This window comes from Synechocystis sp. IPPAS B-1465 (assembly GCF_003015225.1).
Lineage (GTDB): Bacteria > Cyanobacteriota > Cyanobacteriia > Cyanobacteriales > Microcystaceae > Synechocystis.
The window spans coordinates 3,542,956-3,558,317 of the sequence record NZ_CP028094.1; the positions used below are offsets into that span (position 1 = coordinate 3,542,956).

At 50.1% G+C, this 15,362-nt stretch carries 14 protein-coding genes; 7 read left to right on the top strand and 7 right to left on the bottom strand.

What is annotated here, in order from left to right; genetic code table 11:
• Positions 1–5 precede the first annotated feature (5 nt).
• Positions 6–821, bottom strand: a complete 816-nt coding sequence (locus tag C7I86_RS16530) for an ABC transporter permease (RefSeq protein WP_010874331.1) — start codon at positions 819–821, stop codon at positions 6–8.
• Between the two features lie 206 nt (positions 822–1,027).
• On the opposite strand from C7I86_RS16530, the gene C7I86_RS16535 reads away from it, so the two are divergent.
• Positions 1,028–2,095, top strand: coding sequence for a ribonucleotide-diphosphate reductase subunit beta (locus tag C7I86_RS16535; RefSeq protein WP_010874332.1), 1,068 nt, complete (start codon positions 1,028–1,030; stop codon positions 2,093–2,095).
• Here C7I86_RS16535 and arcC read toward each other — a convergent pair.
• Together arcC and C7I86_RS16545 are read right to left on the bottom strand one after the other, a co-directional pair.
• On the bottom strand, positions 2,092–3,018 hold the full coding sequence (gene arcC, locus C7I86_RS16540; protein ID WP_010874333.1) for a carbamate kinase: 927 nt from the start codon (positions 3,016–3,018) through the stop codon (positions 2,092–2,094). The genes C7I86_RS16535 and arcC overlap by 4 nt on opposite strands.
• The gene (locus tag C7I86_RS16545) at positions 3,005–4,378 is read right to left on the bottom strand and encodes a cyclic 2,3-diphosphoglycerate synthase (protein ID WP_020861874.1); all 1,374 of its coding nucleotides are present in this window, start codon (positions 4,376–4,378) and stop codon (positions 3,005–3,007) included. The genes arcC and C7I86_RS16545 overlap by 14 nt, the downstream gene beginning before the upstream one ends.
• Positions 4,379–4,676: 298 nt before the next feature.
• On the opposite strand from C7I86_RS16545, the gene C7I86_RS16555 reads away from it, so the two are divergent.
• Together C7I86_RS16555 and C7I86_RS16560 are read left to right on the top strand one after the other, a co-directional pair.
• Entirely contained in the window at positions 4,677–6,200 is a 1,524-nt protein-coding gene (locus C7I86_RS16555) for a family 10 glycosylhydrolase (protein WP_223211313.1), read from the top strand.
• Positions 6,201–6,349: 149 nt separating this feature from the next.
• The gene (locus C7I86_RS16560; RefSeq protein WP_223211314.1) at positions 6,350–7,591 is read left to right on the top strand and encodes a cyclic nucleotide-binding domain-containing protein; all 1,242 of its coding nucleotides are present in this window, start codon (positions 6,350–6,352) and stop codon (positions 7,589–7,591) included.
• 249 nt (positions 7,592–7,840) lie between these two features.
• Here the strand turns inward: C7I86_RS16560 and recA are convergent, their stop codons facing one another.
• The gene (recA, locus tag C7I86_RS16565) at positions 7,841–8,905 is read right to left on the bottom strand and encodes a recombinase RecA (RefSeq protein ID WP_010874337.1); all 1,065 of its coding nucleotides are present in this window, start codon (positions 8,903–8,905) and stop codon (positions 7,841–7,843) included.
• A gap of 138 nt (positions 8,906–9,043) precedes the next feature.
• Here recA and C7I86_RS16570 point away from each other — a divergent pair, with 138 nt between their 5' ends.
• Positions 9,044–10,267, top strand: coding sequence for an ABC transporter permease (locus C7I86_RS16570; protein ID WP_010874338.1), 1,224 nt, complete (start codon positions 9,044–9,046; stop codon positions 10,265–10,267).
• 74 nt (positions 10,268–10,341) lie between these two features.
• Here C7I86_RS16570 and C7I86_RS16575 read toward each other — a convergent pair whose 3' ends face one another.
• Positions 10,342–10,839 (bottom strand): transcriptional repressor, encoded by a 498-nt coding sequence (locus C7I86_RS16575; RefSeq protein ID WP_010874339.1) that lies wholly within the window; start codon positions 10,837–10,839, stop codon positions 10,342–10,344.
• Positions 10,840–10,981: 142 nt separating this feature from the next.
• Between C7I86_RS16575 and C7I86_RS16580 the strand changes: the two genes are divergently transcribed.
• Together C7I86_RS16580 and purH are read left to right on the top strand one after the other, a co-directional pair.
• Positions 10,982–11,803, top strand: coding sequence for a creatininase family protein (locus C7I86_RS16580; RefSeq protein ID WP_010874340.1), 822 nt, complete (start codon positions 10,982–10,984; stop codon positions 11,801–11,803).
• 58 nt (positions 11,804–11,861) lie between these two features.
• The gene (purH, locus tag C7I86_RS16585; protein WP_014407167.1) at positions 11,862–13,397 is read left to right on the top strand and encodes a bifunctional phosphoribosylaminoimidazolecarboxamide formyltransferase/IMP cyclohydrolase; all 1,536 of its coding nucleotides are present in this window, start codon (positions 11,862–11,864) and stop codon (positions 13,395–13,397) included.
• Between the two features lie 161 nt (positions 13,398–13,558).
• On the opposite strand, the gene C7I86_RS16590 is transcribed toward purH, so the two are convergent.
• A complete protein-coding gene (locus tag C7I86_RS16590; RefSeq protein WP_010874342.1) occupies positions 13,559–13,960 on the bottom strand; it encodes a hypothetical protein in 402 nt (133 codons plus the stop codon).
• Between the two features lie 35 nt (positions 13,961–13,995).
• On the bottom strand, positions 13,996–14,979 hold the full coding sequence (locus C7I86_RS16595; RefSeq protein ID WP_010874343.1) for a class I SAM-dependent methyltransferase: 984 nt from the start codon (positions 14,977–14,979) through the stop codon (positions 13,996–13,998).
• Positions 14,980–15,023: 44 nt separating this feature from the next.
• Between C7I86_RS16595 and C7I86_RS16600 the strand changes: the two genes are divergently transcribed.
• The gene (locus tag C7I86_RS16600) at positions 15,024–15,332 is read left to right on the top strand and encodes a DUF3067 family protein (protein ID WP_010874344.1); all 309 of its coding nucleotides are present in this window, start codon (positions 15,024–15,026) and stop codon (positions 15,330–15,332) included.
• The last annotated feature ends 30 nt before the right edge of the window (positions 15,333–15,362 follow it).

The window sequence follows — 15,362 nt, forward strand, 5'->3', positions numbered from 1 at the left end:
TAGCTTTACAACAGATCCATGAAATTCTTTTGCCAGGAGCGAAAGCACAACCAACCCAGGGCCAATAAAATTAAACCATTTAATAGTCCATGAACAATCAAACCAGACTCGGGCAAATCCCCCGACAGGGAAATTTGACGAATACTGTCAATGATCGGTAACAGGGGGTTGATGACCAAAAAGCGGCGCACTTGTTCCGGCACAATTTCGGATGGATAGAAAATGGGAGAACCGATCCAGAGCATGAAGGTTACTAGCTCATAGAAGTAGGGCAAATCCCGGAAAAATACGTAAAGGGCACTGACAAAAAAGCCTACCCCGGTGCACACTAGGCTCAGAGCCAACAAAGGAAAGAAAAGAGAAATGGCGTTAACAAACCACCAACCAGATTCCCAAGACTTATAAATGGTGACGATCGCCAATAGGGGTAATGGCCCCACCACAAATTGGAACACGTTGGCGACGATCATGGAGAGGGGAAAGACACTGATGGGGAGCTTGATTTTATTCATGAGTCCCCCGCTGGCCACCACACTCGATAAAGCTTGGCTAGTGGAAGCAGAAAAAAAGTTAATCACTAACAGCCCCGTAAAGGCCGCCAGCACATAGTTCAGGGCAGACCCATAGAAGGAGGCAAAGGCCGCTCCGAAAATAGCCGCATAAATCCCTGTCATAATCAAAGGGTTTAGCAACGACCAGTAAACCCCCAAAAAGGAACCCCGGTAACGGCCTTTCAGGTTGCGCTCCACTAATATCTGTAAAAGTTCCAAGTAGCGCTGAATCGGGGACCAGTTCACCCTTGTCGGTAGCGAAAGAGCCATAAAAAATTCTAAAAGATTGCGGGGCGGCGCCGAGCTAAACAAGAATTGTATAGAGTTGTGTGACCTTTGTCGAGATGACAAGAACAAGAAAACTATGTAAGAGGGACTTTAGTAGTCCACCTAAATTACTCTTGGTTGATCAAGACTGCCCAAAGAAACTGGGTTAGAATAGGTCGGTTCACAATTTTCCTTACTGCCCAAATTCCATGGTTGTCAGCACCGTTAATCCCACAGCGCCCATGCCTGTGACCCCCATTTTTAACCCCACTGGCAACGATTCCGTCGAGAACCGCACCATTTGGTTTGGCAACACTACCAACTTGATGCAGTTGAATGATGTCCGCTACAACTGGGCAGTGGGATTGTATCAACAAATGCGGGAGAACTTTTGGATTCCCCAGCGCTTAGACATTACCCAGGATGTCACCGATTACTGGAATTTAACCAACGAAGAGCGTTATGCCTTTGATGGTATTTTGTCCTATTTAACCTTTCTTGATTCTGTTCAAACCTGTAACATTCCCCATTTAAAAAGTAGCGTTACCGCGCCGGAAATTAGCCTGTGTATGGCGGAGCAAATTTCCCAGGAGGGTATGCATAACCAAAGCTACCAGTACATGATCGAGACGATTATTCCCACGGAAAAGCGGGATAAGGTGTACGAATTTTGGCGCACAGACCGGGTGTTAAAGGAACGGTGCGAGTACATTGCCATGCTCTACCAAAAATATGTCGATCATCCCACCCAGGAGAATTATTTTATTGCCTTGATGGCGGACTATTTGCTGGAAGGATTATATTTTTACAACGGTTTTATTTACTTCTATAACCTTGCTTCTCGTATGTTGATGCCGGGTTCTGCGGACATTTTTAAGATGATCAACCGGGATGAGTTGAGTCACGTGCGGCTATACCAAAAGCTAATTCCCGAAGCCATGCAGGTCTTCACCCACTCCACGGATCAGATTTATGAAATGTTTGATAAGGCGGTGGAGTTTGAATGTCGCTGGACTAACCACATTGTCGGTAATAATATTCTCGGTATTACGGAATCTAGTACGGAACAGTACACTAAGTATCTTGCTAATAGTCGTCTACGGGCGATCGGTTTAGATCCCCTTTACACGGATGCTCGCTACGGGAAAAGTCCCTACACCCACTTGGAGCGTTTTTCCGACACGAAAAAAGAGGCTCACACTAAGGCGAATTTCTTTGAAGCAACGGTGACTAGTTATGTGATGTCTTCTGGGGTATCCGGTTGGGACGAAATTTAGGGCATCACCACTGTCCCTGCTTTCCCGTCAATAATGTCTAAGGCTTGATCAAGTTTGCCGATGCCACACCATTGCCCGGTGGTTTCTACAAAGCGACAGGCCGCTTCTACCTTTGGCCCCATGGAACCCGCTGCAAATCGGTAACGGCGTAGATTTTTCGGGGTGGTTTGCTCAAAACAGTGAGCGTAGTTGGTGCTCCAATTTTCATACACACCATCGACGTCCGTTAGGAGTAGTAAACCTTGGGCTTGGAGATTTTGCGCCAACAGAGCAGCGGCTAGATCTTTGTCAATCACCGCTTCCACCCCTTGCAATCCTCCGGCTTCATTAACCACCACAGGAATGCCACCGCCCCCGGCACAAACCACTAATGCGCCGCTCTTCACCAACAATTGAATGGTGGGTAGCTCAATAATCCTTTTGGGTTCTGGAGAAGCCACTACCCGGCGGTATCCCTGGCCGTCGGCGGCGATCGCCCAACCCCTTTCCTGGGCCAACTGTTGAGCTTGTTCCAGGGTATAAACCGGGCCAATGGGTTTGGTGGGTTGCAAAAAAGCTGGGTCCTGGCGATCGACCACAATTTGGGTCAATAGGGTGACCACATCCCGCCCAGGTAGTTGATTGCGTAATTCCTGCTCCAACAGGTAACCGATCATGCCTTCCGTTTCTGCCCCTAACACGTCCAAGGGATAGGGCTTACAGGATTTTTCGCACTCCCCCTGTAGGGCCAGTAACCCCACTTGGGGGCCGTTGCCATGGGTGACAACGACGGGATAATGCCGGGCAATTTTGGCGATCGCCAGAGCGGCAATGTGAATGTTAGCTTTCTGAATTTCCGCTTCCGGAGGTTGGCCCCTTTGCAGTAAAGCATTTCCGCCCAAAGCAATGACAATGGGTCTGGTGTTTTGGTTAGGAGAATTCATTGGCTTTGCTCCCTAGCCCCCGACGGGCTAAAAACAAATCCAAAGCTTTACCTAATCCCGGTTCTTTCGCCTCGGCGTAATCATAAAAAACCCGCACCAATGGTTTATTCAATGGGATTAATCGGCCCAGATCACTGGGGGTACCGGATACCACCACGTCAACTTCAGCGGCATTGAGGGTATCCGCTAAAGCTTGTAATTGGGCGGGGAAATAACCCATCGCGGGCAAAATTTTCGTTAAATGGGGAAATTTAGCATAAACAGCGGCAATTTCCGGCACAGTGTAGGGTCGAGGATCAACTATTGTAATGTTCTCAATTTCCTTCACTGCCTGGTAACCAGCACCGTAGTCCATGCCCCCGTGGGTAGTAGTGGGGCCATCCTCCACCACAATCACCCGTTTACCCCGCAGATCTAGGGGAGGTTCCAACCGCAAGGGCGATCGCCCTTGGATAATTTGGGCATCAGGGTTTAACTGGGCAATGGAACTAAGAACCTGGGTGATTTGGGCCACTGTGGCTACATCGGTTTTGGGAATCAGGACAATGTCTGCCATCCTAAGCACCGCTTCCCCTGGATGGTAAAGGCTTTCGTCCCCCGGTCGTAGGGGATCCACAAGGACAATGTGTAAATCCGGTTGCACAAAGGGAAAATCATTATTCCCCCCGTCCCAGAGAATGACATCACTTTCTAAAGAAGCTTTTTCCACAATTAGGCCGTAATCTACCCCGGCATAGACCACATGGCCCGCCAGAATATGGGGTTCGTATTCTTCCCGTTCTTCTACTGTGCAGTCCGCTTGGTCTAAATCTTCCAACTTGGCAAATCGTTGCACCGCCTGTTTTTGCAAATTACCGTAGGGCATGGGATGGCGAATGGCGCAAACCCTCAAACCGAGTTGCCGTAACCGTTGGGACAGCCAGCGACTCACCTGGGATTTACCGCAACCGGTACGCACCGCTGACACTGCGATGACGGGTACTGTGGTTTTAATCATGGTTTGATTTGGCCCCAGTAGGACAAAATCTGCTCCGATCGCCAAACTGCGGGAAGCGAGATGCATGACCTGGTGGTGGGACACATCGCTGTAGGCAAACACAATTTGATCAACCCGATGTTCCCGGCAAAAATTTTCCAACTGCCCTTCTTCAAGGATGGGAATACCGTGGGGATAAAGTTCCCCCGCTAAACTCGGCGGATAACGGCGATCGGCAATGCCCACAATCTGGGTCGCAGTGAAGGCCATCACTTCATACCGGGGATTATCTCGATAAACCTGATTGAAATTGTGAAAATCCCGCCCGGCAGCCCCTAAAATCACCACCCGCCGACGGTTGTCAGTAATTCTGTTTGTAACCATAACCCCTTCCCTCCGGACAATAGGCCACGCCGTCACCACTTCCTACAGGGCAACGTCCGTTCAATCAAATTTTCAACCTTAAACACCAGCTCGAAATATGATTAACCAGGGTATTTTTTCTCTTGCTTTGCATTGATCCCCGGTTGCTTTTCTACCTTTTATCATAAACAGCAACGGGATTATTCCCAGAACCTTTGTTACAATACTTTGCCTGGGAACCTTCTCCCCAATCTTGGTTCGGCCAAAAAATTGCCCATTTTGATGGAGAAAAACCGCTAGGATATGGCAAATTTAAACTTTGATTATTAATCCACTTTTCCTCACTTACTCCCCGAATCATTGCACCATGGCGATCGCCACAATCTTTGCCCAAATCTGGCAGTATTGCAAAAAGCCATTCCTCCACAATCTTGTTCTAGGTTTATTAATCAGTTTGGCGATCGTCCATCCCTTTTCCTTATTCAACCAAGTCCAAGCCCAAAATGCCTTTCCAGAAATCCGTGGAGTTTGGATCACCAATAATGACACCGTTCATTTTTTAGACCAGAACCGCACCACTGAATCCATTAACCTCCTAGCGGATCTAAATTTCAATACCATCTACCCCGTAGTCTGGAACTCCGGTTATGTTCTCTACGAAAGTGAATTTGCTAAAAGGGAAGGCTTACAACCCTTTAGCCCCAGGGGAGATCAAGGTCAGGATGTGTTAGCAGACATTATCGATAAGGCCCATCGGCGCAACATGTTGGTTTTGCCCTGGTTTGAATTTGGCTTTAAGGCTCCCCCGATGTCGGAACTGGTTAAGCGCCATCCCTGGTGGTTTACCCAAAAGCGGGACGGCACTAAAACTTCTGTGAGCGCTGCCGGAGAAGTGATGTGGATGAATCCTTTTCACCCTCAAGTCCAGACTTTTATTACGCAACTAGTCATGGACGCAGTTAATAAATACGATTTGGACGGGGTTCAGTTCGACGATCACACCGCCCTGCCCAACGAATTTGGCTACGACAATTACACCATTTCTTTATATCAACAGGAAACAAAAAAAACTCCCCCCAGCAATCCTAAAGATCCGGCCTGGATTCGCTGGCGAGCCGATAAAATTACCGCATTCATGGTGCAGTTAAATGCCCGCATCAAAGCTGCTAAACCGAACATTCTCGTATCCGTCTCCCCTGCCACCTACAATCTCGCTTACAACACTTTTTTGCAGGATTGGTTGGATTGGATCCGCAAAGGCATTGTTGATGAAGTGATAGTTCAGGTTTATCGTACATCTCTACCCACTTTTACTGAGCCGATCCAGAGGGCGGAGTTTAGGGAATCTAAAACCCTAATTCCCACCGCCGTTGGAATCTTAACCGGATTACCCACTAAGCAAGTGCCCATGCCTTTAGTGAATGATAAGGTCTATGCATCCCGAGCCCAGGGAATGGGAGTTTCCTTTTTTTATTACCAAACCCTCTGGGACATTGCACCGGAAGAAAAAGATGATCGTATTCAATCCTTTCGCCGCCTATTTCCTTTCCCAGCCCCCCGTAGTTTAGTCAGAATTGCCCCGCCTCCCCCAATTACTCCGCCCCCATCTCCCCCTCCCGTTAATAATCCCGCAGCCCCTAACCCTAATCCGGCTCCACCACTCCAAGGCATTCCCATTCCCGTTGAAATGCCCACCAGTTCTGCCCCTAGCAATAATCCTGTTTTGCCGCAGAATGATCCCTTCCCCCCAAATACACCACCACCGACTCCAGTGCCCCAGGAACCAGGCGGTTTTCCACCGGAACCGGTTTTGGACGACTCCATTCCCGTGGATTGGTACTAAATAGTTAATATTTTTTCAACATTATTCAACGGCTTACCCCCTAAACAACTGATTCCCCTTGCCGCTAGCCCACCCTCTGGCAGTTAATGGAACTGGGAAAGATTAGTCCAATAATCATAAATTTGCTTAAAACGGTGGAAAACTTTGCTTTGACCGCCTTCCTTCAGGGGATTTTGGGTGCTTCTAGCATGGCCCTGGGGGCTTTAATTGCTGTGGCTTGGCAACCGGGAAGAAAATTTTTAGCCGCAGTGATGGCCTTTGGTAGTGGCACTTTGATGGCGGCGATCGCCTTGGAAATTGCCAGTGCTGTTTACCGCAGTGGCGGAGTTTTGGTTCTGGTAGGGGGCTTTTTACTGGGGGGAATCCTGTTTATTAGCTTGAGTAAATACATTGATGAACAAGGGGGATTTTTACGTAAGCCCGCCGCTAGCCGTCGCTATGTGGTGGAACATAAAATGCTGGAATCCCATGAGTTGGTAGATTATTTAGCCCACAGTGAAGTGATGAATGCTCTGCCAGAGCAGGAAAGGCATCAACTTGCTGGTCTGCTCACTCCTCACCATGCCTACCCCAGAGAAGTACTTTGTCGGGAAGGGGACCAGGGGGATTATTTTTACTTTATCGGTGGCGGGGAAGCGGATGTGTATAAGGGCACAACCTGGGTTAATCGGCTCACATCGGGCGATATTTTTGGGGAAATGTCTTTACTGACAGGAGAACCCCGGTCCGCTACGGTGGTGGCCGTCACTCCGATGGAACTGTATCAGTTGGATAAGGAAAACTTTGCCAATATTCTCAGTCAATCTCCCCATCTAGCCTTGGCCCTGAGCCGCAAACTCGCCCGCCGTTTACAGTCAGCCACGGACTTTGAGGCAATTGTCCCTCCCGAAGATAAGGTTTCGGTGTTGGAACCACTGGTAGAAGGCGATCGCCAGATGTTGGCCAAATTAGCCCAAAGCTCTGCTCCCATGGCCATCCTGGTGGGCACGCTGTTTGATAACATCCCGGAGGCTATGGTTATCGGCATGAACACCAATGTCACCCCCTGGGGTGGAGCGTTTCTGTTTGCCGTATTTATTTCCAATTTTCCCGAAGCCCTTTCCAGTTCCTTTGGCATGAAACAGGCCGGCATTTCCAACCGAAGAATTTTAACTCTCTGGTTTGGGGCGGTGGTGGCCAGTGGTCTGATCGCCATGGTGGGCTACTCCATTGGCCAAGGTGGCACTCTATTACTGGTGGCGGTGGCCCAGGCGATCGCCGGAGGGGGAATTTTAGCCATGCTAGCCAGCACCATGATGCCGGAAGCCTACGAATTGGGCGGCAGTTCCGTAGCCTATGCCACCATTATTGGTTTTTTAGCCGGGTTTTTGATTTCCGCCTCCCATTTTTGACCATACCCACGTCTAAGAGCCTGTTTGGAAAGTTGAGTTTTGGCTGTTTAATCCCCCCTAGCCCCCCTTAAGAAGGGGGGAACTGTCACAAAAGTACCCCTTTTTAAGCCGGAGCTTTAGTGAGGAGATTTAGGGGGATAAATACCTAGTGTACTTTTCAAACACTTTCTAAAACCGGGAAATTCCCGACCACTTGACATAAGCCACGACCAAAAGCAGAGGCTTTTGGGCAAATGATCGGATTAGCTCCTAAAAATCCCCATCTTCCCCCTGCTCTTCCGCTCCATCCTCTGTTTCCACCGGGAAAACCGCATTAACTAAAGATAATTTTTCCCGCACCTGTTGGTCGATGGTAGCGGCGATTTCAGGATTTTCCTCTAAATATTTCATGGCATTATCCCGACCCTGGGCAATGTTTTCGCCGTTATAGCTATACCAAGCCCCTTTGCGGGTGATGACTTCGCATTTTTCCGCCAGGTCGATGGTGCAACCCATGCGGGAAATGCCCTGGCCAAAAATAATGTCAAATTCAGCGATGCGGAAGGGGGGAGCCACTTTGTTTTTAGCCACTTTCACTTTGGCTCGGATACCGTATTCCCCTTCGGTGCCTTTTTTCAGGGTTTGAATGCGGCGAATATCTAAACGTACGGAGGCGTAGAATTTCAGGGCATTACCTCCGGTGGTCACTTCGGGACTGCCGTAGGTCACACCAATTTTTTGCCGTAACTGGTTGAGGAAAATTACCAAACAACCCGATCGCCCGATATTACCAGCAATTTTCCGCATGGCTTTACTCATCAAGCGAGCTTGGGAACCCACCGAAGTATCCCCCATTTCCCCTTCAATTTCCGCCCGGGGCACTAGGGCCGCCACGGAATCCACCACAATGATATCCACCGCAGTGGAACGCACCAACTGGTCAACAATTTCCAAGGCTGATTCGCCGTTATCTGGTTGGGCCACCAATAAATTATCAATGTCCACCCCCAGGGCTTTGGAATAAACGGGGTCAAGGGCGTGTTCTGCATCGACAAAGGCCGCGACTCCCCCCGCCTGTTGGGTGGCCGCCACCGCATGGAGGGCCAAGGTGGTCTTCCCGGAACTTTCCGGGCCGTAAATTTCCACAATCCGACCCTTGGGCAAACCGCCCCCCAGGGCCAAATCCAAAGTTAGAGCCCCAGTGGAAATGGTTTCAACTCGCATTTGGGTGGCATCTCCCAAGCGCATAATCGCTCCCTTCCCGAAGCTCCGCTCAATCTGGGCTAGGGCGGCGTTGAGGGCTTTTTCACGGTCGGAAATGTTGGTGCTGGCCATGGATGTATGGGGATTGCAGAAGGAGATTCTATCTTAGATGCTCGGGAGAAAATTTTAACTTAATCCTAGGGCCAGGGGCGGTCAAATTGAGCGAATGGATAAAATAGACTAGCTAAAGATCCTAGAACCGAGGTAACGGTGATTGAATTTCGGGAAAGTCTCAAAATGGCCACTAGCATGTTGCTGGCTAATAAGCTTCGTAGCAGTTTGACTATGTTGGGCATTGTCATTGGCAATGCGTCCGTGGTGGCCATGTTGGGCATTGGCCAGGGAGCCCAGGAGTTGGCCACTTCCCAATTGGAAGATTTAGGCCCCAATGTGTTGTTTGTGTTGCCCGGTTCCCAACGCAACCGTCGGGCTAGTTTCAATTTACCGAAAACTTTGGTTTTGAGTGACGCCGAGGCGATCGCCGGTCAAGTGCCTAGTGTGGCCGGGGTAGCCCCCGAAATTAACCGGAGGTTACTGGTGTCCCATCGGAACCTCAACACCAATGCCACCATTGTGGGCACTACCCCCGAATATCCCGCCATCCGTAATTTTTCCGTGGCCCAGGGACGCTTTCTCAACATTTTGGACCTGGAGCGCCATCGCCGGGTGGCCGTGCTGGGCAGTGAAATTGCCGATCGCCTTTATCAAACCCAAACTCCCCTTGGTCAGAATATCCGCATCAACAATATTACGTTTGAAGTCATCGGTGTGATGGAAACTAAGGGGTCTTCCCTGGGCAGTAATCAAGATGAATTTATTTTCATTCCCCTAGACACCATGGTGGCCCAACTGGTGGGGCGGACTTCCCCCTACGGCATTGAATTGAGCTGGATCAATGTGAAGGCTAAGGATGGTGACTCAGTGGGGGCGGCCACTTTCCAAATGGAAAACCTCCTGCGCCTACGGCACAATATCAAAAACGGGGAGGATGATTTTGGCGTTAGTTCTGCCAAACAAATGCTAGATATTGTCAACACTATCACCGGGGGGCTCACCATCCTCCTGGCGGCGATCGCCGGTATTTCCCTGATTGTGGGAGGTATTGGCGTAATGAACATTATGTTGGTGTCCGTAACGGAGCGCACCCAGGAAATTGGCCTGCGTAAAGCCCTCGGAGCCGGGGAACAGGACATTCTCAGTCAGTTTCTTATTGAAGCAGTAATCGTTTCCGCCAGTGGTGGAGTAATTGGCGTCGTCTTGGGCATGGCCATCGTGGCAATCGTGGGTAGTCTTTCCCCCCTGATTACAGTGATTTCCCCTGCCGCCGTGGTGGTTTCCCTCACCATTTCTGGCAGTATTGGTCTATTCTTTGGTGTTGTTCCCGCCCGTCAAGCGGCTAAATTAGACCCCATTGTCGCCCTGCGTAATGCTTAGGAGAACCGATTAGTCGTCTCTGGCTATTGAACTGGTGGGAAAATAATGCTTTGTATTCCTGCGAAAATCCTATCCTAGGCCAAGGAAATACTGCGGGTGCAAGCCCAATTACTAGGCAGAGTGGAGGGCCAACCCATGCGGATTGCTTCAGGACAAATGGTGGTGACGGTTAGCTGACAATCGATCAACTGAAAACCCTCTTTTTCACACTGCTTCAAGCTCTGCTTGAGAATGGAATCATTCTTAAATTCGATGGTGCGATTACATTGCACACAGACTACATGGTGATGGTGATGGGGGGAAGCCTGTTGCAATTCATAGTGCTTGTGCCCCTCCGCCAATTCCAACTCCCGCAGAATGCCCATGCGGGACATCAACTTAACACTGCGATAAACTGTGGAGAGGCTAATCTTTTCCCTTTCTTCTTCCAGACGATGGTGTAACTCCTCGGCACTGAGATGTTCCCCCTCCGGCAAATTTTGAAAAATGGTGAGGATTTTTTCCCGCTGGGGAGTCAGTCGCCAACCACGGGCATTAAGTTCGGCTTTGAGGGAATCGGCGGTGTAGGACATGTTCTATGGGGGCGCTTAGAAGCAGTCTGGGCGATGGGATCCATCATAGTCCCTTGGCTCAGCAGTTGCAATAGTGGAGTCTTATTGAGAATAGATCCTAGAAAAAGTTTTATTTATCTTCCCCCGTCTGAAAATCTGAACCATGCGACCTTCCGCCCTTATTCCCCCCCAGCGTTATTTTGCCTACCTAACGTGGACCGATATTGAAGCTCTGCCGGATAAGGACAAAACCATTATTATTCAGCCCCTGGGTTCCATTGAACAGCATGGTCCCCATTTACCATTGGTGGTGGATGCAGCCATTTCTGAGGGGGTTTTGGGCAAGGCATTGCAAACTTTGGCACCGGAAATTCCGGCCTACGTGCTCCCAACTTTGTACTATGGCAAGTCCAATGAACATATGGGTTTCCCTGGGGTAATCACCCTCAGCGCAGAAACTTTGTTGGTTATTCTCAAGGAAGTGGCGGCGAGCTTGTATCAATCGGGCTTCCGTAAATGGATTTTGCTCAACTCCCACGGTGGCCAGATTCAGGTGTTGGAAATTGCGGCCAGGGATCTGCACCAGATTTATCCAGATTTACAAATTTTCCCCTTTTTTACTTGGCGGATGCCCCATTGTGCGGCGGATTTACTCACTCCCAAAGAGATGACCCACGGTATCCATGCGGGGGATGGGGAAACCAGCTTAATGATGGCCCTCTGGCCTGAACTGGTGCGGGAAGATCGTTTAGTAAAGGAATTTCCCCAGGGCATTCCCGCCGATGATGAACTTTTGAGTATGGAAGGAAGTTTGCCCTTTGCTTGGTTAACCAAAGAAGTGAGTCGCAGTGGGGTGATGGGGGATGCCACCGTAGCCACCAAAGAGAAGGGAGAAGTTTTACTAGATTGTTTGGCAGATGGTTGTCGTCAGGCGATCGAGGCAGTGTACCATTTCCAACCGCCTAGTCTGGACAGGAAAGGGTAAGGGAGACCAACTCCTGGGGGATAATGGGGGATGGAAAAATTACCAAGAGGAGAAGGCAATGGCCCGTTTAGCCCTGCTGAGTGTGTCCGACAAAAGTGGCATTGTGGAACTGGCCCAACGGCTAGTGAATGAATTTCAGTTTGACCTGATCAGTAGTGGTGGTACTGCCAAAACCCTCAAAGAAGCTGGGGTTCCTGTCACCAAGGTGAGTGATTACACCGGGGCACCAGAAATTTTGGGTGGACGGGTCAAAACGTTGCATCCCCGCATCCATGGGGGTATTTTAGCCCGGCGGGATTTGCCCAGTGACCAGGCGGATTTAGAAGCTAACGATATTCGTCCGTTAGATCTGGTCGTGGTTAACCTTTATCCCTTTGAGCAAACCATTGCTAAACCGGGGGTCACCGTTGCTGAAGCAGTGGAACAGATTGATATTGGTGGCCCGGCCATGATTCGAGCCACCGCCAAAAACTTTGCCCATACCACTGTCCTCACCAATCCCAACCAGTACGAAGCCTATCTCCAAGCTCTGCAGGAACAGGGGGAAATACCCTTGGCTTTGCGCCAACAATTCGCTGGGGAAGCCTTTGCCCTCACCAATGCCTATGACCAGGCGATCGCCAATTATTTCAGTGGTTTAAGTGGGGACAGTGCAAACCAATTTGGCCTTAGCGGTACATTGCGGCAACCGTTGCGGTATGGGGAAAATCCCCACCAAAGTGCAGGTTGGTATCAAACTGGGCGGGAAGCCACCGGCTGGGCCAAGGCCGAGAAACTCCAGGGCAAGGAACTGAGCTATAACAATTTGGTGGATTTGGAAGCAGCCCGGCGCATTATCAACGAATTCGATGTCAGGGAACCGGCGGCGGTGATTTTAAAGCACACTAATCCCTGCGGTGTCGCCCTGGCCCCCACATTGGTAGAAGCCTATCAAAAAGCCTTTAATGCTGATGCCACTTCCGCTTTTGGGGGCATTGTCGCCTTGAATCAACCCCTGGATGGACCCACGGCGGCGGCCATGGTCAAAACTTTTTTGGAATGTATTGTGGCCCCGGGCTGTGATGCTGAAGCCCAGGAAATTCTAGCTAAGAAAAACAATTTGCGGGTATTGATTCTCCCCGATCTGGCCACCGGCCCCAGCCAAACCATTAAGGCGATCGCCGGAGGATTTTTAGTACAGTCAGCGGATGATGAACGGGAAGACCCCAGCACTTGGCAGGTGGTGACGGAAAAACAACCCAGTGGGGAGGAGTTGGCGGAACTAGCTTTTGCCTGGAAAGTGTGCAAACACGTTAAATCCAACGCCATCACCATCACCAAAAATAAAACCACCTTGGGGGTGGGAGCAGGACAAATGAATCGAGTCGGCTCGGTGGAAATTGCCCTTAAACAAGCGGGCACAGAAGCCCAGGGAGCTTGCTTGGCCAGTGATGCGTTCTTTCCCTTTGACGATTCTGTCCGCACCGCCGCCGCCGCCGGCATTACCACCATCATCCAACCGGGGGGGTCCATGCGGGACCAGGATTCCATCCAAGCGGCCAACGAATTGGGCTTAGTGATGATTTTCACTGGGGTGCGCCATTTCCTCCACTAGAGGGCAGGGGAAAAGTCCCCTAGCTTCTCAACTTTGAAGTTGGGGGAAACTGACAAACTTTAAAATTCCCTAGTTTTAGCCGCTCGCTGGAGACCCGAATTAATTTTTAGCAAAACTTTTCCAGGGTTGGCCAATGCTAACCTCAATTGTTGGCAGACTGTTTACCCAACCCAGCTTTTTAGGGCCCAACCCAGCACCAAACCCAGACCGCCAAAGCGGATAATTTGCCAAAACACGTCCCCCATTAACCCCCGCCGTAGGCCATCCCAAAACATTTTTTGCAACTGGCGATCGGTCAATAGTTCACTTTCTAGTTCAAGGGACAACGCTTCCAATTCCGAGCGGATGCGGGCCAGTTCCTGCTCCAATTCGGTCTGGGCTTCTCCCTGGAGCCTGGCTTCCACATCAGTACGATATTCTTGGATTTGTTGTTGCTTAGCCCTTTGGGACTGAACTTCGTCGTAACGAGTCTGCAATTTTTGCAAAGACTGGGTCAGGGCAGCCAGAGCCAAGCCGAAATTGCTATCACTATCTCCGTTCGGTGCGACAAAAGTTTCTTCCATAGCAAATTAGGACGGGTCAGAGTTGGGAATAGTCCCTAGGGTTGTACGGAAGCGATGACAGTGCGGTGTCGAGGGCTATTAGGTTGGATGGTCACCCGATCAAAACCAGCGGATAGTAATTCCTGCTCCACATCCAAAGCAAAATATTGGTCCATGAACGGTTCCGTACTTTTGAGCAGGGTCATAATATGGGGTGGCATAGTCAGATAAGCCTGGGAACGGGGATTCATATCCATAAAAGTGAAATGACCGCCCGTTTTCACTAAACGCCGAGCCTCCCGGAAAATTCGCCTGGTGGGTTCCTGGGGCATTTCGTGGAACAGCAAAAAAGCGGAAACTAGGTCAAAAGTCTGGGCTTTTAATCCAGTGGCCTCTGGTAGGGCATGAACCCAATTGATATCGGTTTCCCTTTCTCTGCCATGGTGATGGGCAAGGGCGACGTAATAGGGGGAGAAATCTAGCCCAGTTAATTTTGCTTCTGGGTAGCAGGCTTGCAAGGTAAAGCTACTCAAGCCCACGGTGCAATGTAAGTCCAGGATGGTTTGGGGCGCTTGGGGCAATTGAGCTAACAAAACATCGTGGTAACTACGTCGTAACTCGGCATCCCCTTGGGCCCCTGCTTCTGGGTAAAGGCTCGAATGGACAGCGTTGGCCGCCACTTCAAATTCAAAGGCTGCGTCCCAACACATGTGCCCCTGGTCATAGCCGTGGAAGGAGGCGTTGTAATAATCGGGATAGGTTAACTCTTCATCCACCACCGATCGCCAATGGCTTTGCCAGTCCTGCTGTTGATAATTTTTTACTGTTTCCCGCCAGGGGATCCCCAATCTTTCTGCCCGTTTGATCATCATGGAGCGGGCTTGCCATTTGGCCACGTTCCACAGGGGCTTGACGGCCAATAAACCATTGACGACCTGGCTCATGGCGGTGGGGGCAGGGGTGGCGGTGCTGACAGTCATGGAATGCTTTAATGGGACTAGGGAAAATTGTCGCTGAAAAATCCAAACCTGTCTAGGCATGGGTATCAAGCGGCGATCGCCTGGGGCAATTTCGGTGTTGAACCATGACCGGTAAACAGTTACACCAGTTGATTGTGGATAAATGGGGTTATTCTTTCGATGTGCAATTGCGACGCATCAAAGACCGCATTTTTCTACAGATTATGTGGCGGTACCTAGAACAGGCTTCCTTTCCCCTCTCGGAAGAGGATTATTTCGCTAATCTAGAGGCGATCGCCCAGTATCTCCAGGCCTGGGGAGGGGGGGAGCAGGTGCAACAGTTCATTGCCCAAACCAAAGAAAAACCCCGCCTAGGCAAAGCAGTTAGTATTCCCCTGGAACTTGGGGCCAGGGCCGCAGAATGGTTTATTTGAAAGCTGGACAAGCTAGGAGCATAGGGCATT